This window comes from Sulfitobacter mediterraneus, assembly GCF_003054325.1.
GTDB classification, from domain to species: domain Bacteria; phylum Pseudomonadota; class Alphaproteobacteria; order Rhodobacterales; family Rhodobacteraceae; genus Sulfitobacter; species Sulfitobacter mediterraneus.
The window spans coordinates 79,878-103,783 of record NZ_QBKU01000001.1 but is presented as its reverse complement, the minus strand read 5'-3'; the positions used below and the strand labels follow the sequence as shown (position 1 = coordinate 103,783).

Sequence of the window (23,906 nt, the reverse complement as noted above, 5' to 3'; positions counted from 1 at the left end):
AGCAATGCACCGGCTGATCCAGTCCCTTGCACGCCTCACCGCATTGGCGGGTGGGTTTGTCCTGATCGTGTTGATCGTTCTAACATCGCTGTCGATCATCGGGCGGTCTGTGAACAAGCTGCTGCACAATGATTTCTTTCAGCAAAAGATGACCGGTTTTTCCCAAGCTTTGCTGGATCTTGGCATTGGCGAGATCAACGGCAGTTACGAACTGCTTGAAGCCGGTGTTGCGTTTTCGATCTTTTCCTTCCTGCCGCTGTGCCAGCTTTATGGCTCCCATGCGACAGTGGATGTTTTTACCGCCGCGCTTCCGCTGCGGGCGAACCGTTGGATCGCCGCCTTTTGGGAGATTGTTCTGGCGCTGGTGTTGCTGCTGATCATCTGGCGGCTTTACGAAGGCATGCAGCGGTACATGGGCAACGGCGAGACAACATTGTTCCTGCAATTTCCGGTTTGGTGGGCCTATGCGGCCAGCTTTGCCGCCGGTGTTGTGACCTGCATTGTCGCGGCCTATTGCGCGGTGATGCGCCTTTTGGAGGCTGTGCAAAACCACAGCATTCTGCCGTCCGAGCATGGGGAACATTGAAATGACCAACCTCGAACTGGGCTTTTGGTCCTTTCCCGTCCTGATGATCATGGTGTTTCTGCGTGCGCCCATCGGTTTGGCGATGCTTCTGTGCGGATTTGGCGGCTGGTATATGGCGATGGGCGGCAATCCGACCCCGCTGTTGGCCAAGCTGAAATCAGAGACCTACACGACCTTTTCCAGCTATTCGCTGACCATCATTCCGATGTTCCTGCTGATGGGGCAATTCGCGACCCTCTCCGGGATGAGCCAGGCCCTGTTCAAAGCGGCCGAAAGCTTTCTCGGGCACCGTCGCGGCGGCGTTGCAATGGCGGCTGTTGGTGCCTGCGCCGGGTTTGGCGCGATCTGTGGATCTTCGCTGGCCACGGCTGCGACCATGTCCAAGGTCGCCCTGCCGGAGTTGAAACGCTATGGCTATTCGGGCGGTTTTTCCACTGCGACGCTGGCCGCTGGCGGCACATTGGGCATCTTGATTCCGCCTTCGGTGATTCTTGTGATCTATGCGATCCTGACCGAACAGAACATTGCCAAGCTATTCCTCGCAGCGTTCGTGCCGGGCATTCTGGCGGCGCTGGGGTATATTCTGACGATCTCCATCTATGTACGCCTGCACCCGGATGCAGCAGGCACCCGGCCTGCGGTCCCCATGGCAGAACGCTTCCGTGCATTGGCGGACACATGGCCGGTGCTGGTGATTTTCCTCGTCGTTGTTGGCGGCATCTATCTGGGTTGGTTTACACCCACCGAAGGCTCCGCCATTGGCGCGATGGGCACCGGCCTTGTGGCGCTGGTGTCCGGCAGCCTGAACTGGAAAGTGCTGGGTGACAGCCTTTTGGGCACGGCGCGGACCACGGCGATGATCTTTTTCATCGTGCTGGGCGCGGCGTTCTACAACGGTTTTCTTGCCCTGTCTGGCGTGCCGCAGTTCATGGCTGATTGGGTCGTGACCCAAGGCTTCAGCCCGCTTCTGGTGCTTTGCGTCATCTTGGCCTTCTATCTGGTGTTTGGCTGCCTGATGGACAGCCTGTCGATGATCCTGCTGACCGTGCCGATCTTTTTTCCGGTCATTTCGGCGATGGACTTTGGCATGAGCCCGGAACATCTGGCGATCTGGTTCGGCATTCTGGTGCTGATCGTGGTCGAGGTTGGTCTGATCACGCCGCCGGTGGGGATGAACCTGTTCATCATCAACTCGATGGACCGAGAGACGCCGATGACCGAGACCTATAAATCGGTGATGTATTTTGTCGGCTCCGATATCGTGCGCGTGATTATTCTGGTGGCCTTCCCCGCGATTACATTGTTCCTGCTGCCCGGCTGACGGGCGGGCGAGGGAAAGCTGCCTTTGGAACAACCGCCCTGCATTTTTGCAGGCTGAGGGAGGTTTGCAATGACGGCACATCTGGGTTTGAAGCCACATCAGGTTCTGCGTGAGGATCGCGCCGATGGGACGATTGTCCTGCGGTCGGCGTATGACCACGGGCCAGTGGCGCGGTGTACAGGTGATTGGCTGGATCATTGGGCGGGTGCAACGCCTGACGCTCTGTTCCTTGCCGAACGGTCCGGCGCAGGCTGGCGCAAGGTCACATATGGCGCGGCGCGTGATATGGTCCGAGCAATAGCGGGGCACCTGTTGAACCGCGAGCTTGGCCCGGACCGGCCTGTTTTGATCATCTCCGGCAACAGTATTGACCACGCCCTGCTCAGCCTTGCCGCGCAATATGTTGGCATACCGGTAGTGCCTGTTGCAGAACAATATGCCCTGATCCCTGCCGCTCATGGGCGGTTGATCCATGCCGCAGATATGGTGCGCCCCGGTCTGGTCTATGCATCGGACGCGGCACAATACGCGGCGGCGCTGGATCTGGAGGTGTTTGCGGGTGTTGAAAAACTGTCCTCTGTGCCGGCTACGAGTGGCGCGACCGATCTGGCCGATCTCATGCGCCCGGGCGGCAGTGATGTGCAAGCGGCGGCAGATGCGGTGACGCCCGATACGCTGGCCAAGATCCTGCTCACCTCCGGCTCCACCTCTGATCCCAAGGGCGTTCTGACCACACAGCGGATGATGACCACCAATCAGGCTCAGGTCGCGGCCTGTCTGCCCTTCCTCGCCAAACGCCCGCCGCGGCTGGTGGATTGGCTGCCATGGAATCATACCTTTGGCGGCTCGTATAACTTCAATCTGGTGCTGGCCAATGGTGGCAGCATGCATCTGGACGATGGCAAACCTGCACCGGGGCTGTTTGACCGGACCTGCGCGAACCTTGCAGAGGTTTCAGCCACCATCAGCTTTAACGTGCCGGTTGGCTTTTCCCAGTTGGTCACGGCACTGAAGGCGGACAAAGCCCTGCGCGAGACCTATTTTGCCGATCTCGACATGATCTTTTACGCGGGCGCGTCCTTGCCGCAAGGCATCTGGACCGCACTGGAACAACTGGCGCTGGACACTTGTGGGCAATTGCCCCTGATCACCACATCTTGGGGGCTGACGGAAACTGCACCGGGCGTGATGATCAGCCATGAACCGGCCAAGGGCGCAGGTTTGGTTGGCGTGCCGATGCCGGGATGTACGGTCAAGCTGGTGCCGGATGGCGAGGGCCGGTTCGATGCCCGCGTCAAGGGGGAGAACATCACGCCCGGTTATCTGAACAATCCCGCCAAAACGGCGGAGGCATTCGACGCCGAAGGTTATTTCATCACCGGTGACGCGATGCAGATGGTCGATCCTGTGGATGCCGATCGCGGGCTGATGTTTGACGGGCGGATCTCGGAAAACTTCAAATTGATGACCGGCACCTGGGTGCGGGCCTCGCAACTGCGGCTGGATGTGCTGGCGGCGCTGGCCCCCTTTGCGCAGGACGTGGTGATCACCGGCGAAGACCGGTCCGAGGTGGGGGCGATGATCCTGCCCAACCGCGCCGCAATTGCCGCGCAGGGCTGGACCCTGTCAGAGGCGGACGGCGTGATCACCTGCGCCCCGTTGCAAGAAGAACTGGGTAGGCGTCTGTCGGCACTGGCGGCACAGTCAGATCAATCCACGCATGTCAGCTGCGCCTTGGTCTTGTCTGAACCGGCCTCAATGGCCGAGGGAGAGGCGACCGCGAAGGGCAACATCAACTTTCCCAAGTTCCTGCGCCGCCGCGCAGATCTGGTGGATCAGCTTTATGATCCGCAGACCGCAAGCCGGATCACCACTGCGCATTAAAGTGCAACCTTTTGTGCTGCCGGTTGCGCATGGCCGGACGGGATGCACAATGTTGCGCAAATACTGGGGGATTTCATGGTTTCTACCGACAACAACGCTGTCACCTATTTTGTGGACCGGCATCTGATCGAGGGGCGCGGAAGCAAGCGTGCCTTCTTGGAAGCACAAAGCGGACGTAGCCTGAGCTATGGTGAAATGGCCTCAGGGGCGGCGCAGGTGGCAGGGGCGTTGAGCCGGGTGGATATCCGCCCTGAAGAACGCGCGGCGATGCTGGTGCTGGACCAGATCGAGTTTCCACAGATCTTCTGGGGCGCGATCAAGGCCGGTGTGGTGCCGGTCCCACTTAACACGCTGTTGGCCACGCCGGTTTATGACGCGATCCTGCGCGACAGCCGCGCGGCGATCCTGTTTGTGTCAGAGGCGCTTTGGCCCGTGGTTGCCCCTGCGGTCGCAGGCAATCCCTATCTGCGGCAGGTGGTTGTGATTGGCGATGCGCCGGAGGGCACACAAGGGTTTGATGACTTCATGCGCGATGCCCCCGCCCAAGACACCATAGCCGTCAGCGCCGATGAGGTGGCATTCTGGCTATATTCGTCCGGCTCTACCGGGCAGCCAAAGGGCGTTGCGCATGTGCATTCCGCCCTGAAGGCCACGGCAGACACTTACGGTGCCAAGGTGCTGCGTATTGCCGAGGATGACGTGGTGCTGTCAGCAGCTAAATTCTTTTTCGCCTATGGGCTGGGCAATGCGATGACATTTCCGCTGTCTGTTGGCGCCAGCACGGTGCTGTTCACTGGCCGGCCCACCCCGCCGGATATGATTGGCACCATCGCCGAACATCAACCGACGATCTTTTGCGGGGTGCCGACACTGTATGCGGCGATGGTCGCACAGATGGATCAAACCGGTGCGCCCGATGCGCCGCTGCATACCTGCATATCGGCAGGTGAGGCGCTGCCCGAAGATGTGGGCAAACGGTGGGAGGCGCACACCGGTGTGGGCATACTGGACGGTGTCGGGTCAACCGAGATGCTGCATATTTTCCTCAGCAATGGGCCGGGCGATATTGTCTATGGCACTTCCGGGGTTGCGGTGCCGGGGTATGACCTGCGGCTGGTCGATGAAACCGGCGCAGACGTCGGGGTTGGCGAAGTGGGGGAACTCTTGGTCAACGGAGCCTCTGCCGCGAGCTGCTATTGGAACAAACGCGACAAATCGCGCGAAACCTTTGAAGGGGTTTGGACCCGAACCGGCGATAAATACGAACGCCGCGAGGATGGGCGGCTGGTCTATTGCGGGCGCACGGACGACATGTTCAAGGTTTCCGGCATCTGGCTGTCCCCCTTTGAGGTCGAAGGCGCATTGGTCAGCCATCCGCAGGTGTTGGAGGCCGCAGTTGTGGCGATGCGGGACGCGGACGAGCTGGAAAAGCCCAAGGCGTTTATCGTGCTGCAATCGGGCGAGGGATCAGACACCCTTGAAGCCGAGCTGAAAGACTTTGTGAAAGAGAAAATCGGCAAATGGAAATACCCCCGCTGGATCGAAGTGGTGGAGGATTTGCCAAAAACCGCAACCGGAAAGATCCAGCGGTTCAAACTTAGAGAGGGTGCATGATGGCGATCAATTGGACGAATGCCAAAGGGGCACAGATTACAGTGCAGGGGCAATCGCTTGAGTATGGCTGCTGGGGCCCTGCGCCGCACAAGGCACCTACGCTGGTGCTGCTGCACGAAGGGCTCGGCTCTGTCGCGCAGTGGAAGGATGTGCCCGCGCAATTGGCCGAACGCACGGGATTTGGGGTCTTTGCCTATAGCCGAGCGGGTTATGGCGGCTCTGATCCCGTACCGTTGCCGCGACCGCTCGATTTTCAAACCCGCGAGGCGGAGGATGTTCTGGGCGCCGTGTTGGATGCGGCGGGGATTGAGCATTGCGTCTTGATGGGGCATTCGGACGGGGCGACGATTGCAGCGATTTATGCCGGATCAGTCTCTGATATGCGGGTGCGCGGGCTTGTCCTGATTGCGCCGCATTTCTTTACCGAGCCTGCCGGGTTGGACGCGATCCGCGCGGCGGGAGAGGCCTTTGAAACCGGGGATCTGAAACAGCGACTTGAGAAATACCACACCAATGTCGAGGTGGCGTTTAAGGGATGGCACGATGTCTGGACTGACCCCGCATTTGCCAAATGGAACGTAGGTGATGCGATTGACCACTGGCGCATTCCGGTCTTGGCCATTCAGGGGCGCGATGATCCCTATGGCACCCTGGCGCAAATCCAAGAGATAGAAGAACGGATCTATTCGCCTCTGGATACGATGATCCTTGATGATTGCGGGCATGCGCCGCATCTGGAAAAGCCGCAGGAAACCTTGGCAGAGATCGCAGAGTTTTGCCTGCGGTTGCGGCGGCTGGAAGAGGACGAGGTCAAGATTGGTTGATCGGCCCGCCCATATTCCGCGACCTCCGCACGCCTATTTGCCAGGGGTGAACGCACGTCACCCCGAAGACTGGTTTGAAGAGATCAAGACCAGTGTGGGCCCGCAAACACCGTTGGAGGCACTGCATCTGACGCTCGCGTGGCAGGCGGGGCTCGACTATTTTGATGCCGGGTATTTCTGGGAATGCCACGAGGTGCTTGAGGCGGTCTGGCTGCAAACACCGGAATGGTCGGCGGAGCGGGACATGGCGCAGGCGTTGATCCAACTGGCCAATGCGCGGATCAAAATTCGGATGCAGCGCCCAAATGCGGCGCGGCGGTTGTGCGATATGGTGCTGGCCCATCTTGCGCGTTGTCCGATGGGACTGCCGGTTTTGGGGTTGGAACGGCCCAAGATGGAACGGTTGGTGCAGGAGACTTTGATCCTGATTGACCAGTGATGGTGCATTATAATTCACGTTATCCCGAAAATAATGTAACTACCTGCCATTTCCGCTAAGTATTCTGAACTATATCGCATCAATGCGACTGATTCATGAGGGGACCACCGATGACCAAAGTGATCGACTTTCAGACCGATCCGTCCAAGTACCGGCATTGGAAAATCGAATATAACGGTCCGATTGCATGGCTTTCGATGGATGTGGACGAAAAGGGCGGGCTGTTTGACGGCTATGAGTTGAAGCTGAACAGCTACGATCTGGGTGTCGATATCGAGCTGGCTGACGTGGTGCAGCGGATGCGGTTTGAACACCCCGAAGTCAAAGTGGTGGTCATGCGCTCGGCCAAGGACAAGGTGTTCTGTGCAGGGGCCAACATCCGGATGCTGGGCGGCGCGGCGCATGCGCATAAGGTCAATTTTTGTAAATTTACCAACGAGACCCGCAACACCTTTGAGGCCGCACAGGCCGACAGCGGTCAGAACTATATCTGCGCGGTCAAAGGGGCCTGCGCGGGTGGCGGTTATGAATTGGCTCTGGCGTGCAACCACATCATGCTGACCGATGACAGCACGTCCTCTGTGGCCTTGCCCGAGGTGCCGTTGCTGGCGGTTTTGCCGGGCACAGGTGGGCTGACCCGAGTGACGGACAAGCGCAAGGTGCGCCGCGATCTGGCGGATGTGTTTTGTTCCATCGAAGAAGGCGTGAAGGGCAAACGTGCCGTGCAATGGCGGCTTGTGGATGAGGTATTCCCGAACTCCAGCTTTGATGAAAAGGTCGCGGAACGGGCGCAGGTGATGGCCGCAGAATCGGGAAAGGCCGATGTGGCGGAGGGGATCGAATTGACCGCGCTGTCGCGCAGTTTTGCCGAAGATGGTGTGAGCTATTCCACCGTCGAGGTCGCATTGGTCCGCGAGGAAAGCCGCGCCACCATCACGATCAAAGGGCCGGACGCAGATGCGCCCGCAGACATGGATGCCTTCACCGCCAATGGCGCGGAGAATTGGATGCTACGCTGTGCGCGGGAATTGGACGATGCGATCCTGCATCTGCGCAACAATGAAAAAGAACTGGGGTTGATTGAGTTCCAGACCCAGGGCGACCCTGAAGCCGTGCTGGCGCATGAGGCGCTGCTGCTTGGCAACCGTGATCATTGGCTGGCCAATGAGGTGCTGGAATACTGGAAGCGGGTGCTGAAACGCATCGACATGACCTCGCGGTCATTGGTGGCGATCGTGGAGCATGGATCGTGTTTTGCCGGACCTTTGGCAGAACTTCTGTGGGCGGTGGACCGCAGCTATATGATGCTGGAGGAATTTGACGGCGACAACCGGGCGCTGGCAACGGTCACACTGTCGACTGGCAACTTTGGCACCTATCCGATGGGCAATGATCTGACCCGTTTGCAAACCCGCTTTCTAGGCACTCCGGAGCAGGTGGAAAAGTTGAAGTCTTCTATCGGAGAGGCGTTGGAGGCGGATGATGCCGAAGAGCTGGGTCTGATCACCTACGCCTATGACGACATTGATTGGGAGGACGAGGTGCGCCTGTTTATGGAGGAACGCGCCAGTTTCAGCCCCGATGCCATGACCGGAATGGAAGCCAATCTGCGCTTTGCCGGACCCGAAACCATGGAAACCCGGATTTTTGGCCGCCTGACGGCATGGCAGAACTGGATTTTTCAGCGCCCCAACGCAGTTGGTGAAGAGGGCGCCTTGCAACGCTACGGCACCGGCGTGCGCGGTAAATACAATATGGAACGTGTGTAATCATCAATGGATCGGCTTCTTTGAAAGAGGCCGGCCGGAAACGGCTCAAGTTTCCGATGCCCAGACTGAAAAGGAACTTCGACAATGCTCGATCTGATCAACGTAAGTTATGACACGCAAATCCCGAACAATGTCGGGCTGTCCGAGGACAAGAAGGTGCTCAAGGCGCTGGAAAAATGGCACCCCGGTTACATCAACTGGTGGAATGATCTGATCCCGCAGAACTTTCAGGAAAGCATGGTCTATCTGCGCACTGCGGTGAGCGTTGATCCCAAGGGCTGGGCGAAGTTCGACTATGTGAAAATGCCGGAGTATCGCTGGGGCGTGTTGTTGGCACCGGCGGTTGAGGATCGCAAGATCCCGATGGGGGAACACCTTGGCGAAAAGGCGTGGCAGGAGGTGCCGGGCGAGTATCGCAATATGCTCAAACGTTTGATCGTCATTCAGGGCGACACCGAGCCGGGTTCGGTGGAACAACAGCGGTTTCTTGGTCTGACGGCGCCATCCCTTTATGACATGCGCAACCTGTTTCAGGTGAATGTCGAAGAGGGCCGTCACCTTTGGGCGATGGTTTATCTTCTGCAAAAGTACTTTGGCCGCGATGGCCGCGAAGAGGCAAACGATCTGTTGGTGCGCTCCTCCGGGTCTGAGGATGCGCCGCGCATGTTGGGTGCGTTCAACGAGGAAACGCCCGATTGGCTGTCGTTCTTTATGTTTACCTATTTCACCGACCGTGATGGCAAGATGCAGCTGGAAAGCCTTGCGCAGTCTGGGTTCGATCCGCTGTCACGCACCTGCCGGTTTATGCTGACCGAAGAGGCGCATCACATGTTTGTCGGCGAGACAGGCGTGGGCCGGACCATTCAGGCAACTATTGAGGCGATGAACGCCAATGGCATCACCGATCCTTACGATATCAACAAAATCCGTGATCTTGGGGTGATTGACCTGCCGACGATCCAGAAAAAGCTGAACCTGCATTATACGCTTTCCCTGGATCTGTTTGGTCAGGAAGTGTCCACCAACGCCGCCAATGCGTTCAACTCGGGCATCAAGGGCCGCTATATGGAGCAGCGGATTGATGATGATCACAAGCTGAATGATGCGACCTATCCGGTGACCTCGATCAAGGATGGCAAGATCCTGACCGAAGATGTGCCTGCATTGACCGCGATCAACATGCGCCTGCGCGATGACTATGTGCGCGATGCGGCGGGCGGGGTTGGCCGCTGGAACAAGCTGATTGCCAAATCCGGAGTGGAGTTTGAACTGAAGCTGCCGCACGAAGGGTTCCACCGCCAGATCGGTGTGTTTAGCACCGTGGCGATTGACCCCGATGGCAATATCCTGTCGGCGGAAGACTGGCAAAAACGGCAGGGAGAGTGGCTGCCGACCAAGGCGGATGGTGATTTCATTCAATCCTTGATGGTGCCTTGTTTTGAGCCGGGCAAATACGCCTCATGGATTGCTGCGCCCAAGGTCGGGATCGACAACAAGCCGGGCGATTATGAGTATGTTAAACTGCACATGGCCTGACAATTTGGCGGGATGAGTCCCGCCCGACGGCACACCAAGGGTGGGGGTGACCCCGCCCTTCTTTTGATGAATGGGAGAGCCTATGACCACCCCCGTCAAACAGCATTTGATTGATCCCGAGATCTGTATCCGTTGCTACACTTGCGAGATGACCTGCCCCATCGGGGCAATTGAACATGACGACAACAACGTTGTGGTGAACGCAGATGTTTGCAATTTCTGTATGGATTGCATTCCGGTTTGTCCCACGGGGTCCATTGACGAATGGCGGGTGGTCGAAACGCCCTACACCTTAGAAGAACAGTATGAATTTGACGAGCTGCCCGAGCAGGCCGAGATAGAAGCGGCACCAGCGGGGGGCGATGAGGGGGAAGCCGATCCGATTGCCGCGTTGTTGGCCGAGGCGCATAAGGGTGCGGGCGGCAAAGCGCGTGCGCCGCTGACAGCGGCGAAACCAGCGGTCAATATGTACACATTGGGCAAGCCGGCCAAGATGAAGGTGCAGGGCAACTACCGCCTGACGGATGATCCAAGCCACGATGTGCGCCATATCATTCTAGACCCCGGTGCATTGCCGTTTCCCGTGCTAGAGGGGCAGTCGGTCGGCATCATTCCACCGGGGCAAGATGCGGAAGGCAAGGCGCATTTGCCGCGGCTCTATTCCGTGTCCAGCCCCCGCGACGGGGAGCGCCCCGGCTATCACAATATCTCGCTGACCGTGAAACGCGAAGATGGCGGGCTGGCGTCCAACTATCTGTGCGATCTTGAGCAAGGCTCAGAGGTGGAGGTCACAGGCCCGTTTGGATCTACTTTCCTGATGCCGAATGATCCCAATGCCCGGCTCTTGTTGATTTGCACCGGCACTGGATCCGCGCCGATGCGGGCATTCACCATGCAGCGGCAACGTGGCGGGGCCACCGGGGGCATGACCATGTTCTTTGGTGCGCGCACACCTGAAAGCCTGCCGTATTTCGGACCGCTCAAGAAGATCCCGGAAAAGATCCTGCGCCAACATCTGGTGTTCAGCCGCCTGCCGGATGCGGACAAGGAATATGTGCAGGACCGGATCGTGTCCGAACAGGACGAGGTTGCCGAGATGCTGGGCGATGACCGGACCCATATCTACATCTGCGGCCTGCGGGGGATGGAAGAGGGGGTTGAGCTTGCCATGACCTCCATCGCCGAAAGCATTGGTCAGCAATGGACCGCGCTGCGCGATGTGATGCGCGACGAGGGCCGTTATCACGTGGAGACCTATTAAGTGAGCGACGACAATTTTGTGCATCCGGTCAATGTCACCTGGGCCGATTGTGACCCGGCCCGCATCGCCTATACCGCGCGGCTGCCGTACTTTGCACTGGATGCGATCAATGCATGGTGGGAGGCGCATCTGGATGGTGACGGTTGGTTCCAGATGGAGATCGACCGCAATGTCGGTACGCCTTTTGTCAACATGTCGATGGATTTTCGCAGCCCCGTGACGCCGCGCCACAAGCTGCTGTGTGAGACGTACCCAACCCGGCTGGGGGACAAGTCGATCACCTTTGCGGTGAAGGGGCGGCAGAATGATCTGCTTTGTTTCGAGGGGCGGTTCACCTGTGTGTTTATCATTGCCGATCAATTCAAAAGCCAATCGGCGCCCGCAGAGTTTCGGGCCGTGATTGAGCCGCGCCTGCGTGCGGAATAATGCATCAATGTGCGTTCCAAGGATTGTTTTTCGCAAAATCACAGGCAACGATGCAGTATTGTTCTTAATCACCCCTTTGGATTCATGACTGACCTTTCCCCCTCAGAAGACATTGGCGGTGCGTTGATTGCCCGTCTGGCCGCCCGCGTGGCCGAGGCCCGTAAACTGCGCGGCTTGTCGCGGCGGGTCTTGTCCGAGATGTCCGGCGTTTCACCGCGCTATCTGGCGCAGTTGGAGGCCGGCGAGGGCAATATTTCGGTACTGCTGTTGCAACGGGTGGCCAGTGCCCTTGATCTGCGGATCGAGGCACTATTGGCCGAAGGCATGCCGATGGACCACGAGGCCGAGCGGATCACTGCCTTGTTCCGGCAAGCGCCGCCGCAGGTGCAACAGCAGGTTTGCGGGTTGCTGGCGCCGCAAAACCCCAAGGTCATGCGGGCGGGGCGGATCTGTTTGATCGGGCTGCGCGGGGCAGGCAAATCGACCCTTGGCCGGATGGCTGGCGAGGCGCTTGGCATCCCGTTTGTTGAGCTGAACCACGATATCGAGGCAGACACGGATATGCCACTGGCCGAGGTGATGGCGTTTTATGGCGAGGATGGTTATCGCAAGCTGGAGGCCGAAGCGCTGGAGCGGGCATCGGCCAAACATGACAAGATGATCCTTGCCGTCGCGGGCGGGATCGTGGCACAGCCGGATACCTATGCCCGCCTGCTTGAGCGGTTTCACACCGTCTGGATCAAGACCAGCCCGGCAGAGCATATGCAGCGCGTGCGCGGGCAAGGTGATCTGCGTCCAATGGAGGGCAATCCAGCGGCGATGGCGCATCTCAAGACTCTGTTAGAAAGCCGGATACCGCTTTACCAACAGGCCGAGGCGCAGGTGAACACAACCAATCGCGCGGTGCGGTCGTCGGCCAATGACCTGCTCGCGGTGATCGCGAAGTATCGCTTCCTAGACGGCGCAAAATGACCGGAGCTGATGTGGCGATTGTCTTGCAGGATGCGTTTTGGCAGGCCGGCGAGGCGCTGATGTATCGCCATACCACCCCATGGGAACTGGACGAGGCGCTGAGCGATTGGGGCTATACCATGGGCCCATGTGAAGCGCAGGATCTGATCGGGCTTGAAAAGGTGCTTGCCCGCGATCCAAACCGCCCAGTGCCGATTTTGCCGCGCATGGTGGCGGAAGGGCGCATCGGCAAATCGGGCGGCGTTGGCTACTATCGCTATCCCGGTGGCGGCGGGGCGGTCATTGACCCTTTGATCGAGGACATGTTTCGCGAAGAGGCATGGTTTGCCGGCGATGATCGGAGCGAGATCAGCGATGCACAGATTGTTCGGGCGATGAATGCCGCGTTGGTCCAAGCGTTAGATCGGTTGTCCTTGCTGGATACCAAGGCGTTGTCTGTGTTGGCGCGGGCGGTGCATTTCCCCAAGGGCAAGACTTTGCGGGAACTCACCCTGCGGGCATAAAAAAGGCCGCGACATGCGCGGCCTTTTTCAATGTCTGGGATCAGCGTGTTTACGCAGACCAACCCATCCGTGCTGGGTGATATTCAAAGCCGATGTGGTGAGCTGCGCCAACCAGACCTTCTTTGGTGTGGTTGTACAGTGAGCGCCAGTATGGCTGGATCGTTACGCCGTCTTCCTGCATGAGAGCCTGACCTTTGGCCATGATCGCACGGCGCTTTTCAACGTCGGCTGTTGCCAGCGCTTCTGTCAGCAGGCCGTCGAACTCTTCGCTGGCATAGCCAAATTCGTTCCATGCCTCACCGGAACGATAGGCAAGTGCCCATACCTGCACACCCAAGGGGCGCGCGTTCCAGTTCGTGGATGAGAACGGGTACTTGGACCAGTCGTTCCAGAAGGTAGAGCCGGGCAGGATGGTCCGCTTGACCTTGATACCTGCGTCACGCAACTGCGCCGCAACGGCATCGGTGGTGTCTTTGCGCCACGCATCGTCGATCGACATCAGCTCGTGCTCAAAGTCGGCCATGCCGGCTTCGTCCATCAGCGCCTTGGCGGCGGCCGGATCAACCTTGCGTGCAGGCAGTTCGGCATACTCCGGGTGCATCGGACCAACGTGGTGGTTTTCCGCAACGATCCCGCGGCCGCCATAACCCAGTTCCAGCAGCACTTCGTTGTCTACGGCCATGCCAATCGCCTGGCGCACACGTTTGTCTGCATAAGGCTGTTTGCCGTCAACTTCGGCCAGCTGGTTGGGACGAATAACGATTGTCGCGGCGGTCGCGATGGAGTTTTCGACCCAGCCGTCCAGCGTCGACATGATGTCAATGTATTCGCCTTCCATGGAATAGAAACCATCAACCTCTTCGGCTTCGGCTGCGGCGATCCATGCGGATGGATCGGTGCCGTAGTCGATATACTCCAGACGGTCGATGAAAGGTCCGCCGGTGATTTCTGTGCCCCACCATGTGTGGTCAGGGTTCTTGACCAGCACACCTTTGACGCCGACTTCGAGCGTTTCGGGCAGGTAAGGGCCGGTGCCGATTGGGTTGTCCAGCATGCTGTCTGCGGTGAACGAGCTGTGCACAATCGCCGCTGGATAGTCGGCCATGCCTGGGATCAGCGTGATGTCGGATGCAGGCAGCATCAGTTTCACAGTGTGGCTGTCGACAACCTGAATGGCGCCTTCGATGGCTTTGCCTGTGGCTTCGTCGATGAGGGTCGCAAAACGGCCCGCCATGGAGTTGCCTTCAACGGATTTGTCACACCATGCTGTGATGTTGCGGGCAACATCTTCGGCGGTGAAGTCGTCACCGTTGTTCCACTTGACGCCTTTGCGGACGTTCAATGTGTATTCGGTGGCATCATCGTTGATTTCCCAGCTTTCCAGAAGGGCAGGGGTGAATGAACCGTCGTTTTCCCAGATCGCCAGGTATTCCAGCCAACCACGCGAGAAGTTCGCGATCTGTGACCAGTCATATGTGCGTGGATCTTTCAGCGCGCGGACTTCCATCTGCATGCGGACGGTGCCGCCCGGCTTGATGTTGGCGTGGGCTGCGGCATTTGCGGGTGCTGCCATGCCGATCATGGAATAGGCGGTGGCGGCGGTTGCGCCGAATGCGCTGGCCAAGGCCAGGAACTCGCGGCGGTTGACCGGATCTTTCTTGGCGGCTTCTGCGGAATCGTGGATCGATTGCGGCAGTGGCTTTCCGGTGCGTGTCAAATAACTCATGGTCTTCCTCTCTGTTGTCGGTGGCGATCTCGGTGAGCCGCCCTTTGTGACGCCAATTTGATGGCGCCAGATGATACAGTTTTCCTGCTTTTCTGGCCCGCTGTCGCGGTTGCATTCCGATAGTCAAACACACAGGCCCGTGGCGTCAAGCCCATCACGGTATCTTGTGCGATCAACAACGGGGTCAATTGAACCTGCAAATTGCGGTTGAGTGGCAGCGATGTGCCTCTTCGGATTTTGGTGCATTTTGTGAGCGGAGTTGCGCAATACTGCGCCAATCCCGGTTTCATTCCCTGAGCGCCAATTCTGACCACTGATGTGTCGTTTTCGGGCAAGCTGCCTTATGGCGAGCAGATAACCCCGCCAGTATCCAGCGCTATTTGCGGCGCTTTTGGGCGGCCCGTTTGAGTTCGTTTGTTGCCGTTTTGCGGCAGGTTTTGAAATAAAAAAAGTTTCGATTGGGTTGGCCGGGCTGGTGTTTTGGGCCGTAGCGAGCGGCAGAACGAATCTCTTTAGCGCAGTTTATCCGGCATTTGCGGCGGCTTGCATCAACAGCTTCAGCTTTTCCAAATCTCCGATTTCATTACTTAAAATCAAGACAAGCCGCGCATTTAACGCATGGCTCTGCGCCTCGCTCAGCCCTTCGTGCAGGTCCATCAGCGCGTTATAAAAGGCGTCGGTGTCTTGCCCCAGTTTGTCATCAAGGATCATAGCGCCGCTCCCATGGCGTTTTTCATTGCAGCGGTGATGGCGGCAACCTCTGGCGTTGTGAACACAGCGCAAACATGGCCATCGGGGCGAAAGAGATAAATGTGGGCATTGCCGTAGCGGCGGATGGCGTGGCCGTCCGTCGCGTCAAAGCAGGGGTAATCACCACGGCTGTTGATGCCGATGCGGGCGATGCCGTCGATCTGCGGTAATGCCATGTCGCCAAAGCCGACCAGCGTAAACTGCCCCTGCACTTCCCGGATCAGCCAAGTGTCGCCATTCGCGCCGGTCAATGGGGCATCGGTGATCACCGCGCCGGGGGGCACGGGGGCGTCACCAGCGGTTTGCAGGGTCATTCCTTCCAGTGAGCACGGCAAGGACAGCCGCCCCGAATTGATCAATCGGCGGGCAAAGGGATGGCGTTCCGAGAGGGTCAGAACCTCATCGCGGAACAACGCCTCAATCGGGGATTTTGGCGTCATAAAGTTTGTGGCGCGGGACGAGTTCAGGATGTTCTCGGCCGATCCATGGGTGCGCTCTTCGCTGTAGGTTTCAATCAGGGCAGGCGGGGCGTCGCCGCGCAACACGGCGGCCAGCTTCCAACCGAGGTTGTCCAGATCCTGCACCCCGCCATTGCCGCCACGTGCGCCAAAGGGGCTGACCACATGGGCGCTGTCCCCGACAAACAGGACGCGGCCATGCACAAAACGGTCCAGTTTGGCACAGCGGAATTTATAAACGCTCATCCAATCGAGGCGAAATGGTGCATCTCCGACGATCTGTTTGATCCGTGGGATCACCTTTTCTTCGGTGGCTTCTTCCTTGGGGTCGGTGTCTGGCCCAAGTTGCAGATCGATCCGGTAGATGTTGTCGGGCTGTTTGTGCAGCAGCGCCGATTGACCCGGATGGAAGGGCGGTGCGAACCAGAACCAGCGTTCGGGCGTGTCGTGATCGCCAAAGGGCGAGGTTTCCATTTCCACGTCCACAATCAGGAAATGCTCTTCGAAGGTCTGACCGTCAAAGGCGAGGTTCATCCGCTGCCGCGTGGCACTACCGGCCCCGTCACAAGCGATGTACCACTCTGCCTCAAGCGTATAGGTGCCATCGGGGGTTTCAACGGTCAGTTCGACATGATCGCCTCTGTCCGTATGATCGATGACCTTGTTGAGGAACCGCAAGTCGATCAGATCGGGGAATTCCTGCGCCCGTTCGACCAGATATTGTTCGACGTAGTATTGTTGGAGATTGATGAAGGCAGGGTATTTGTGCCCCGGCTCTGGCAAAAGATCAAAGCTGTAGATCTCATCCTTACCGTGGAACTGACGCCCGACTTTCCATGTCACGCCTTTCTCCAGCATCCGTTCGCCCACGCCGAGCCGGTCAAAGATTTCCAGCGTGCGTTTGGACCAACAGATCGCCCGCGATCCGACTGACACCACATTGTTGTCATCCAGAACCAGCGATTTGACGCCCTGCTGCGCAAGATCCACCGCCATGGCCAACCCGATCGGGCCGGCACCCACGATAACAACCGGATGGCGCGGCTCGGGTCCGCTTAATCCGGGTGGTGCGATGTAGGGGTATGGGGCGTAATCATAGGCCATGGGGCGCTCCTATTTGAAGTCGACGCTATTCAGCTTCAATTGAATCGTCTGTGTTCTCAGGTTCATAATTCTCGGGGCTATCTGGATCTTCGTGTTCATGATCCTCATCAATTCTTCTGCGAACAGTCGCTTTGGAAATATCTATGGTTCCAGCGAAGAAGCTTGCCGCTGCTAGTGTGGGCACAACCCAAACCATTTTGTCGGTAAAAAATGCGGCGGAGTAAGACGGGATCAGAACTATCGCCGCCTTCGCTGTTGCAAGTTTCACGTGGAGCCATCTTGTGCTCATCCCTGCAGGGCCTCCCACATTTCCAGATCGCGCTGTGCGGTCCAGATGCGGGGCGTTTCGATGCCGCGGGCCTCGTCGTAGGCGCGGGCAACGTTGAAGGGCAGGCAGTGCTCATAGATGGCGTAGTCCGCGAACTTGGGATCGCAGGCGGTGCGGACCGCATCCCATGCTTCTTTCAAGCTGCCACCACGGGCCGCGACGCGGGCGGCGGGGACATAGGTGCTGTCGACAAAATCACGGGTGCTTTCGATGGCGCGTTCCACCGCGTCTTTGCCGATCAATGCGCCGCCGCGACCGGGGGCGATGGCATCAACGTCAAAGCTGGCGATGTTATCAAGGGTGTGACCCCATTCGTGAAAATGCCCATCGCCGCAATAACAGGCAGAATGGTCTTCGACGATGTCGCCGGTGAACATGACGTTTTCGTCCTGCACCTGCACCACGATATCACCCGCCGTATGGGCGCGGCCCAGATGCATAAGATCGACGCGGCGGTTGCCCAGATAGACGGTCATGCTGTCCGAGAACGTGGTGGTGGGGTAGGTCAGACCGGGGATGCTTTCATGCCCTTCAAACAGGCGCGGGAAGCGTTGGAATTCGCTGTCCCAGTCTTCCTGCCCGCGTTCCACAACCATGCCGCGGGCGGCGTCGGACATGATGATCTGGTCCGCGCCATAGGCCGATGCGCCCAGCACACGCACCGCGTGATAATGGGTCAGCACAACATGGCTGATCGGTTTGTCGGTCACTTCGCGGACCTTCTCGATCACCTTGTTGGCCAGACGCGGGGTCGCCTGTGCCTCGACGATCATCACGCTGTCGTCGCCGATGATCACGCCGGAGTTGGGATCACCCTCGGCGGTAAAGGCCCAGAGATCGCGGCCGATCTCGTCAAAGGTGATTTTCTTTTCGGTCATGTCGCCTTGGGATGCGAATGCTTTGGCCATGAGGGATGTCCTTTGAATGGGGTGGGCTGAGGCGAACGCTCAGCCCTAAGAAGGGTCATTAGGGGAATTTGACGGCGGGCTGGATTTGTCCGGTGCAGTCACCAAAGCCGATGCGGTAACCGTCACCATTTGCTGCGCCCCGCAGGGTCATCGTGTCGCCATCTTCGAGAAAGCCGCGGGTCTCGCCGGTTTCCAGCGTGAAGGGTTCGCGTCCCGCCCAGCTGAGTTCCATCAACGATCCGTATTCGGCGCGGGTGGGGCCTGAGATCGTGCCTGAGCCGAGCAAATCGCCGGGGTTCATCCCGCAACCGCCAACCGCGTGGTGGGTCAACTGTTGCGCGGCGGAATAATACATCCGGCTGTAGTTGGTTTTGGCGATGGAGATGGCTTTGGCCGCGCCTTCGGGTTGCATCAGCACTTCGAGGTCAATGTCATAAAGTCCCGGTTTGGTCTCTGCCAGATAGGGCAGCAGTTCCTTGCTGCGTTCCGGCACCTCGGTGCGGAAAGGTTCAAGCGCCTCTTTGGTGACGATCCACGGCGAGATAGAGGTGCCAAAAGCCTTGCCTTGAAACGGGCCAAGCGGTTGGTATTCCCAGCCTTGAATGTCCCGCGCGGACCAGTCGTTCAGCAGGACATAGCCAAAGATCATCTCATCGGCTTGCTCGGTTGTGATCGGCTGGCCAAACTCACTGCCCATGCCGACGACCGCGCCCATTTCCAGCTCGATATCGAGGCGCTTGCTGGCGCCAAAACTTGGCGCTTCGGCGTCAGGCGCCTTGATCTGGCCAAGGGGGCGGGTGATGGGGGTGCCGGAGACCACGACCGAAGAGGCGCGGCCGTTGTAGCCGATGGGGATATGCAGCCAGTTGGCGGGCAATTCAGGGCCGCCGCGCAGGATGGACCCCATGTTTTCCGCGTGTTGGCGGCCTGCGTAGAAATCGGTGTATTCGGAAACGAGGAACGGCAGGTGCAATTCGGCGTCGGCGCGGGCGATCAAAAGCGGCGCAGCGGCGGCCTGATCGGGCGAGCCTTCGGCGAGGATCTCGGTCAGGCGGGCGCGCAGGCTGGACCATGTGTCGGGGCCCAATTCCATGACTTCGTTCCAGAACGGTACGTCAAACAGCGCCTCGTCATTGAGGTTGACCAGCCCCTCCTCTTCGGCGCGGGCCATGTCGAGGATCATATCGCCGATGGCCACACCGCAACGCGGCGACAGATCGTCGGTCGAGAACACGCCATAGGGCAGGTTGTTCAGAGGAAAGTCGGTGTCTGCGCTGTTGGCGCTGGTCACCCAAGAGGGGAGGAGGGTCATGTATGGTCCTTTAATCGGTGCGGCGGGAAGTCTCCCGCCCTATGCAAGCAAGGTAGGGTGGGGATCATCCCCACCACAACCTGTCAATTTGGGGCGTCATTTCTGGCCCGGAGTTCCATCGAATTTCTTTTCGATATCTTCCCAACAGTCGATGTAGTCATCCTGCAACGGCGCCTTTTTGGCGGCAAATTCTGTTAGGTGCTGCGGGAAGCGGGTCTCGAACATGAACGACATGGTGTTGTCCAGCTTTTCCGCCTGAAGATCGGCGTTGGAGGCCCCTTCAAAGGCGTTCTTGTCTGGCCCGTGCGGCAACATCATGTTGTGCAGAGACACGCCACCGGGAACAAAGCCCTGCGGCTTGGCGTCATACTGGCCGTAGATGTTGCCCATCAGCTCGGACATGATGTTCTTGTGATACCAGGGCGGACGGAAGGTATCTTCGGCCACCATCCAGCGTTCACGGAACAGGACAAAGTCGATGTTTGCGGTGCCCGGCTGGCCCGAAGGGGCGGTCAGCACAGTAAAGATCGAGGGATCGGGGTGATCAAACAGGATCGCGCCGACCGGGCAATAGGTGCGCAGGTCATATTTGACCGGGCAATAATTGCCATGCCATGCGACAACATCCAACGGCGAATGGCCGATCTTGGTTTCATGGAATTGCCCGCACCATTTGATGGTCACGGTTGAGGGCGCATCGCGGTCCTCATAGGCCGCAACAGGGGTTTTGAAATCACGGCGGTTGGCCATGCAATTTGCCCCGATGGGGCCGCGGCCCGGCAATTCGAATTTTTGCCCATAGTTTTCGCAGACGAACCCACGTGCAGGGCCATCAAGTACTTCAACACGGTACAGCAACCCGCGCGGCAGGATCGCAATTTCCTTAGGCTCCAGATCGATGATGCCCAGTTCGGTGCAGAACCGCAGGCGGCCTTCCTGAGGCACCACCAACAATTCGCTGTCGGCGGAGTAGAAATAGCTGTCCACCATGCTTTCGGTCACGAGGTAGATATGTGTGGCCATGCCAACCTGCGTGTTCACGTCACCGGCGGATGTCATGGTGCGCATGCCCGAAAGCCATGTCAGTTTTTCTTCGGAATGCGGCACGGGATCCCAGCGGTATTGGCCCAGTGATGTCACATCTTGCGGAATATGCGGGGCGGATTTCCAGTAGGGCAGGTCGATCCGTTCGTAGCGGTGCGAATGTTTCACCGAGGGGCGGATACGGTAGCACCATGTGCGTTCGTTCTGGTGGCTGGGTGCGGTAAAGGCAGTGCCGGTCAGCTGTTCACCATAAAGACCGTAGTTACATTTTTGCGGGCTGTTCATACCTTGCGGCAAAGCGCCGGGCAGGGCCTCCGTTTCAAAATCGTTGCCAAAGCCGGGCATATAGCCTTCGTGCGGGCCGGCGGGCGATGCGGCGCGGATCATGCCGCTGGGACTAGTCTGACGGTTCATGAGTTTCCCCTGTTGCGAATTTGTTGCGGATGTAATAGTTGTTTTTGTAACTAACAAGCGGTGTGATACATGCCAACCGACAATTTTGAGCTTGAAGAATTCCTTCCGTATCTGCTGAACCAATCGGCGGAGGTCAGTTCCCTCGCGTTTCAGCAGGTCTACAAAGACCGTTATGGCATGTTGCGCACCGAATGGCGCGTTTTGTTTCACCTCGGCCTTTATGGCAGCATGACCGCAAGCGAGATCGGCGGCCGGGCGCGACTTCATAAAACCAAAATCAGCCGTGCGGTGCAGCGCCTTGCCGAACGGCGGTTCCTGACCCGCACCAAGGACAAGACAGACCGGCGGGTGGAACATCTTGCCCTCACGGCCCAAGGTGAAGCGGCTTACAAGGATCTGCGTGAAACTGCGCGGCAGTACGAACACAAGCTGCTGTCTGTATTGACCCCGCAAGAAGGCACGGTGCTGCGCAAGGCGTTGATCAAACTGTCTCAGGTTGATCCGGGCCGCTTTACTTAGGCACACAAACCCGTCACCGATGGCGCATGAGTGATCAGACCAAAGGCCTGTTGATAACCTTTTTCGGCGTCCTGTTCGTGGTGCCGGATTCGCTTTTTGTGCGGTTGATCCCTGCTGATCCCCTGACCATCGCGTTTTGGCGGGTTCTGCTGGCGGGGGGTGGCACTGGGGTCTGGTTGTTGCTGCGGGGTGGTACCGCGCCGTTTCGGGCGGTTCTGGCGACCGGGATTTATGGATGGATCTATATCGTTGGCGTGGGTGCCAGCGGTGTTCTGTTTGTGATTGCGGTTAGCCTGACCTCGGTCGCCAATGTCGTTTTTATCATTGCCTCGCTGCCGGTGTTTGCCGCTGTCTTTAGCCGCGTTTTTCTGTCCGAACCGTTCAGTCAGCGCACGCTGTTGACCATTGCCGCCGTGGTGCCGGGACTTGCGGTGATCGCCTATGGATCAGGCGAGACCGAGAACGCGCATATCGCCGGTGATCTGCTGGCGCTGTGCCTTTCGGCGCTGTTTGCGGCGGCATTGACAGCAGCGCGGGCGGCCAAGGGGACGTCAATGGTGGCGGCGGTCGCGATGGGGTATGTCATGGCGGCGCTGTTGATCCTGCCATGGGCCGCGCCTTTTGATATGCCAAGCGGTGCATGGCCGCTGGTGTTGGCCCATGCCGGGGTGATCTTGATCAGTTCTGTGCTGCTGGCCATCGGGCCGCGCTATATCACCTCGGCAGAGGTGGGATTGCTGGTTTTGTTGGAATCCGTGCTCGCGCCGCTTTTGGCATGGGGTGTGATCCGTGAATATCCCGGCCCCTATGCGCTGATTGGCGGCGCGATTGTGATTGGTGCGCTGTTTCTGTCCAATCTGGCGGTGCTGCTGCGGCACCGCGGGTAGCGGTATCAGAAATCGACGGTCACATCCGGCAGGTTCAGTGCCTTGACCAGATCGCGCAATTCCTGACGGGCCGCGATATTGGAAATATTGAGCTGTTTGACGCCAATGTCCTTGAGGTCCAGCAAGGTCAGACCGCGCGGGAACAGCTCGCGGAAGATCACCCGCTCGTTAAAGCCCGGCGCGATGCGGAACCCGATGCGCTTGCTGAGGTTCTCAATCGCGCGTTCCATCTTTTCCTTGTTGACCATGCGCTGTGCACCCATGCGGTTGCGCACCACGACCCAGTCAATCGCGGACAGGCCGGCCTGCGCCCGCAACTGCCGCGCGTTCCAGACCATTTCGGAATAGACCGAGGGTCCGGTGATCTTTTCACCATTGGCATCGGTGTGGGCCAGCAGATCAAAGTCGATAAAGCTGTCGTTCAGAGGTGTGATCAACGTATCGGCCAAGGAGTGCGCCACTTGGCTGAGCCGGGTGTGGGAGCCGGGGCAATCAATCAGGATAAAATCGTTGTCGGCTTCCATCTGTGCCACTGCCGCGCTAAGCCGGTGATCATACATGTTCTCGCCAGGGCGCAGGCTTTCTTGCGCCACTTCGGGCAAATCGCAAAGCGCAGGGCAAGCCAGATCCAGACCCGATTCCTCAAGATAAGCGCGGCGGTTTTCGATGTAGCGGCCAAAAGTGCGTTGGCGCAAATCCAGATCCAGACCGCTGATGCGGTGGCCCATCCGGGCAAGGGCCGTGGCCACATGCATGGAAACGGTCGATTTGCCCGCGCCGCCTTTTTCGTTACCGACGACAATGATATGCGCCATTCTGCTGTCCCTCTTCATGCCTGTTACTCACAGGATCTTGTTGGGCACCACTATATGTTGGGTTGCCTGAATTTGAAAGCGTTAGCATCTGCAATCCCTCCCCCTGCGTCACCGGATCGGAGGCTTGGCAAATTGTGCTTTGAGACCTTATGCTTAACGCTAGGGGCCGCGTGCCCGCTTGGGTTTGTGTCTCTATGATGCGCCCGCACCGGATGCGCAAGACGGCCTTGGTGCGAAATTTTTATCGGAGTGTGACGTTGAACGGTAACGGCAAGGATGGCGCGTGGGCGTTGCGCAATGATCGGGCTATTGCGGAAACTGTGCGCCATGCGCAGATCCCGCTTTGCATCACGGATCCAACCTTGCCGGACAATCCCATTGTCTTTGCCAATGCGGCGTTCTGCGATTTGACAGGGTATGCCGAGGACGAAGTCATTGGCCAGAACTGCCGGATGTTGCAGGGGCCCGGCACCACGGAGGAAAGTGTGGCAGCGATCCGCTAAGTG

At 58.5% G+C, this 23,906-nt stretch carries 23 protein-coding genes; 15 read left to right on the top strand and 8 right to left on the bottom strand.

Going from position 1 to position 23,906, the window contains the following annotated elements; translation table 11 throughout:
- Positions 1 to 4: 4 nt before the first annotated feature.
- From C8N31_RS00605 to C8N31_RS00550, 12 genes are all read left to right on the top strand, one after another.
- Positions 5 to 586, top strand: a complete 582-nt coding sequence (locus tag C8N31_RS00605; RefSeq protein WP_025047009.1) for a TRAP transporter small permease — start codon at positions 5 to 7, stop codon at positions 584 to 586.
- 1 nt (position 587) lies between these two features.
- Positions 588 to 1,907 (top strand): TRAP transporter large permease, encoded by a 1,320-nt coding sequence (locus C8N31_RS00600; RefSeq protein WP_025047008.1) that lies wholly within the window; start codon positions 588 to 590, stop codon positions 1,905 to 1,907.
- Positions 1,908 to 1,976: 69 nt separating this feature from the next.
- Complete coding sequence (locus C8N31_RS00595) at positions 1,977 to 3,791, top strand: feruloyl-CoA synthase (RefSeq protein WP_025047007.1); 1,815 nt, start codon at positions 1,977 to 1,979, stop codon at positions 3,789 to 3,791.
- Positions 3,792 to 3,866: 75 nt separating this feature from the next.
- Complete coding sequence (locus C8N31_RS00590; protein ID WP_025047006.1) at positions 3,867 to 5,405, top strand: benzoate-CoA ligase family protein; 1,539 nt, start codon at positions 3,867 to 3,869, stop codon at positions 5,403 to 5,405.
- Positions 5,402 to 6,229: an alpha/beta fold hydrolase gene (locus C8N31_RS00585; RefSeq protein WP_338063654.1), complete on the top strand. Its 828-nt coding sequence runs from the start codon at positions 5,402 to 5,404 to the stop codon at positions 6,227 to 6,229. Before C8N31_RS00590 ends, C8N31_RS00585 begins: the two co-directional genes overlap by 4 nt.
- 46 nt (positions 6,230 to 6,275) lie before the next feature.
- Positions 6,276 to 6,668 (top strand): DUF309 domain-containing protein, encoded by a 393-nt coding sequence (locus C8N31_RS00580; protein ID WP_231013656.1) that lies wholly within the window; start codon positions 6,276 to 6,278, stop codon positions 6,666 to 6,668.
- 110 nt (positions 6,669 to 6,778) lie between these two features.
- A complete protein-coding gene (gene boxC, locus C8N31_RS00575) occupies positions 6,779 to 8,437 on the top strand; it encodes a 2,3-epoxybenzoyl-CoA dihydrolase (protein WP_025047003.1) in 1,659 nt (552 codons plus the stop codon).
- A gap of 84 nt (positions 8,438 to 8,521) precedes the next feature.
- Positions 8,522 to 9,973 carry a benzoyl-CoA 2,3-epoxidase subunit BoxB gene (gene boxB, locus C8N31_RS00570; RefSeq protein ID WP_025047002.1) on the top strand — a complete coding sequence of 484 codons (1,452 nt, stop codon included), beginning with the start codon at positions 8,522 to 8,524 and terminating at the stop codon, positions 9,971 to 9,973.
- Between the two features lie 82 nt (positions 9,974 to 10,055).
- Positions 10,056 to 11,234: a benzoyl-CoA 2,3-epoxidase subunit BoxA gene (boxA, locus tag C8N31_RS00565; protein ID WP_025047001.1), complete on the top strand. Its 1,179-nt coding sequence runs from the start codon at positions 10,056 to 10,058 to the stop codon at positions 11,232 to 11,234.
- Complete coding sequence (locus C8N31_RS00560) at positions 11,235 to 11,660, top strand: acyl-CoA thioesterase (protein ID WP_025047000.1); 426 nt, start codon at positions 11,235 to 11,237, stop codon at positions 11,658 to 11,660. It begins immediately after the preceding gene.
- An 84-nt stretch (positions 11,661 to 11,744) separates the two neighbouring features.
- Positions 11,745 to 12,632 (top strand): helix-turn-helix transcriptional regulator, encoded by an 888-nt coding sequence (locus C8N31_RS00555; protein WP_025046999.1) that lies wholly within the window; start codon positions 11,745 to 11,747, stop codon positions 12,630 to 12,632.
- The gene (locus C8N31_RS00550; protein WP_025046998.1) at positions 12,629 to 13,135 is read left to right on the top strand and encodes a 3-hydroxyacyl-CoA dehydrogenase family protein; all 507 of its coding nucleotides are present in this window, start codon (positions 12,629 to 12,631) and stop codon (positions 13,133 to 13,135) included. Before C8N31_RS00555 ends, C8N31_RS00550 begins: the two co-directional genes overlap by 4 nt.
- Positions 13,136 to 13,184: 49 nt before the next feature.
- Here the strand turns inward: C8N31_RS00550 and C8N31_RS00545 are convergent, their stop codons facing one another.
- From C8N31_RS00545 to hmgA, 7 genes are all read right to left on the bottom strand, one after another.
- A complete protein-coding gene (locus C8N31_RS00545) occupies positions 13,185 to 14,861 on the bottom strand; it encodes an ABC transporter substrate-binding protein (protein ID WP_025046997.1) in 1,677 nt (558 codons plus the stop codon).
- A 522-nt stretch (positions 14,862 to 15,383) separates the two neighbouring features.
- Complete coding sequence (locus tag C8N31_RS00540; protein WP_025046996.1) at positions 15,384 to 15,572, bottom strand: DUF2783 domain-containing protein; 189 nt, start codon at positions 15,570 to 15,572, stop codon at positions 15,384 to 15,386.
- Positions 15,569 to 17,173, bottom strand: coding sequence for an FAD-dependent oxidoreductase (locus C8N31_RS00535; RefSeq protein WP_025046995.1), 1,605 nt, complete (start codon positions 17,171 to 17,173; stop codon positions 15,569 to 15,571). Before C8N31_RS00535 ends, C8N31_RS00540 begins: the two co-directional genes overlap by 4 nt.
- Before the next feature lie 25 nt (positions 17,174 to 17,198).
- On the bottom strand, positions 17,199 to 17,441 hold the full coding sequence (locus tag C8N31_RS00530; protein WP_146173087.1) for a hypothetical protein: 243 nt from the start codon (positions 17,439 to 17,441) through the stop codon (positions 17,199 to 17,201).
- A 17-nt stretch (positions 17,442 to 17,458) separates the two neighbouring features.
- Entirely contained in the window at positions 17,459 to 18,409 is a 951-nt protein-coding gene (locus C8N31_RS00525; RefSeq protein WP_025046994.1) for an MBL fold metallo-hydrolase, read from the bottom strand.
- Between the two features lie 58 nt (positions 18,410 to 18,467).
- Positions 18,468 to 19,721 carry a fumarylacetoacetase gene (gene fahA, locus C8N31_RS00520; protein ID WP_025046993.1) on the bottom strand — a complete coding sequence of 418 codons (1,254 nt, stop codon included), beginning with the start codon at positions 19,719 to 19,721 and terminating at the stop codon, positions 18,468 to 18,470.
- 96 nt (positions 19,722 to 19,817) lie between these two features.
- On the bottom strand, positions 19,818 to 21,179 hold the full coding sequence (gene hmgA / locus C8N31_RS00515; RefSeq protein ID WP_025046992.1) for a homogentisate 1,2-dioxygenase: 1,362 nt from the start codon (positions 21,177 to 21,179) through the stop codon (positions 19,818 to 19,820).
- A 69-nt stretch (positions 21,180 to 21,248) separates the two neighbouring features.
- Between hmgA and C8N31_RS00510 the strand changes: the two genes are divergently transcribed.
- Complete coding sequence (locus C8N31_RS00510) at positions 21,249 to 21,698, top strand: MarR family winged helix-turn-helix transcriptional regulator (protein ID WP_025046991.1); 450 nt, start codon at positions 21,249 to 21,251, stop codon at positions 21,696 to 21,698.
- 26 nt (positions 21,699 to 21,724) lie between these two features.
- Positions 21,725 to 22,585 (top strand): DMT family transporter, encoded by an 861-nt coding sequence (locus C8N31_RS00505; RefSeq protein WP_037917717.1) that lies wholly within the window; start codon positions 21,725 to 21,727, stop codon positions 22,583 to 22,585.
- A 5-nt stretch (positions 22,586 to 22,590) separates the two neighbouring features.
- On the opposite strand, the gene C8N31_RS00500 is transcribed toward C8N31_RS00505, so the two are convergent.
- On the bottom strand, positions 22,591 to 23,400 hold the full coding sequence (locus tag C8N31_RS00500; RefSeq protein ID WP_025046990.1) for a division plane positioning ATPase MipZ: 810 nt from the start codon (positions 23,398 to 23,400) through the stop codon (positions 22,591 to 22,593).
- A gap of 170 nt (positions 23,401 to 23,570) precedes the next feature.
- On the opposite strand from C8N31_RS00500, the gene C8N31_RS00495 reads away from it, so the two are divergent.
- Positions 23,571 to 23,903: a PAS domain-containing protein gene (locus C8N31_RS00495; RefSeq protein ID WP_170116148.1), complete on the top strand. Its 333-nt coding sequence runs from the start codon at positions 23,571 to 23,573 to the stop codon at positions 23,901 to 23,903.
- Positions 23,904 to 23,906: the final 3 nt, after the last annotated feature.

Coding starts and splice junctions, on each gene's coding strand:
- C8N31_RS00605 (WP_025047009.1), top strand. CDS start 5: ATGCACCGGCTGATCCAGTCCCTTGCACGCCTCACCGCATTGGCGGGT.
- C8N31_RS00600 (WP_025047008.1), top strand. CDS start 588: ATGACCAACCTCGAACTGGGCTTTTGGTCCTTTCCCGTCCTGATGATC.
- C8N31_RS00595 (WP_025047007.1), top strand. CDS start 1,977: ATGACGGCACATCTGGGTTTGAAGCCACATCAGGTTCTGCGTGAGGAT.
- C8N31_RS00590 (WP_025047006.1), top strand. CDS start 3,867: ATGGTTTCTACCGACAACAACGCTGTCACCTATTTTGTGGACCGGCAT.
- C8N31_RS00585 (WP_338063654.1), top strand. CDS start 5,402: ATGATGGCGATCAATTGGACGAATGCCAAAGGGGCACAGATTACAGTG.
- boxC (WP_025047003.1), top strand. CDS start 6,779: ATGACCAAAGTGATCGACTTTCAGACCGATCCGTCCAAGTACCGGCAT.
- boxB (WP_025047002.1), top strand. CDS start 8,522: ATGCTCGATCTGATCAACGTAAGTTATGACACGCAAATCCCGAACAAT.
- boxA (WP_025047001.1), top strand. CDS start 10,056: ATGACCACCCCCGTCAAACAGCATTTGATTGATCCCGAGATCTGTATC.
- C8N31_RS00555 (WP_025046999.1), top strand. CDS start 11,745: ATGACTGACCTTTCCCCCTCAGAAGACATTGGCGGTGCGTTGATTGCC.
- C8N31_RS00550 (WP_025046998.1), top strand. CDS start 12,629: ATGACCGGAGCTGATGTGGCGATTGTCTTGCAGGATGCGTTTTGGCAG.
- C8N31_RS00545 (WP_025046997.1), bottom strand. CDS start 14,861: ATGAGTTATTTGACACGCACCGGAAAGCCACTGCCGCAATCGATCCAC.
- C8N31_RS00540 (WP_025046996.1), bottom strand. CDS start 15,572: ATGATCCTTGATGACAAACTGGGGCAAGACACCGACGCCTTTTATAAC.
- C8N31_RS00535 (WP_025046995.1), bottom strand. CDS start 17,173: ATGGCCTATGATTACGCCCCATACCCCTACATCGCACCACCCGGATTA.
- C8N31_RS00525 (WP_025046994.1), bottom strand. CDS start 18,409: ATGGCCAAAGCATTCGCATCCCAAGGCGACATGACCGAAAAGAAAATC.
- fahA (WP_025046993.1), bottom strand. CDS start 19,721: ATGACCCTCCTCCCCTCTTGGGTGACCAGCGCCAACAGCGCAGACACC.
- hmgA (WP_025046992.1), bottom strand. CDS start 21,179: ATGAACCGTCAGACTAGTCCCAGCGGCATGATCCGCGCCGCATCGCCC.
- C8N31_RS00510 (WP_025046991.1), top strand. CDS start 21,249: ATGCCAACCGACAATTTTGAGCTTGAAGAATTCCTTCCGTATCTGCTG.
- C8N31_RS00505 (WP_037917717.1), top strand. CDS start 21,725: ATGAGTGATCAGACCAAAGGCCTGTTGATAACCTTTTTCGGCGTCCTG.
- C8N31_RS00500 (WP_025046990.1), bottom strand. CDS start 23,400: ATGGCGCATATCATTGTCGTCGGTAACGAAAAAGGCGGCGCGGGCAAA.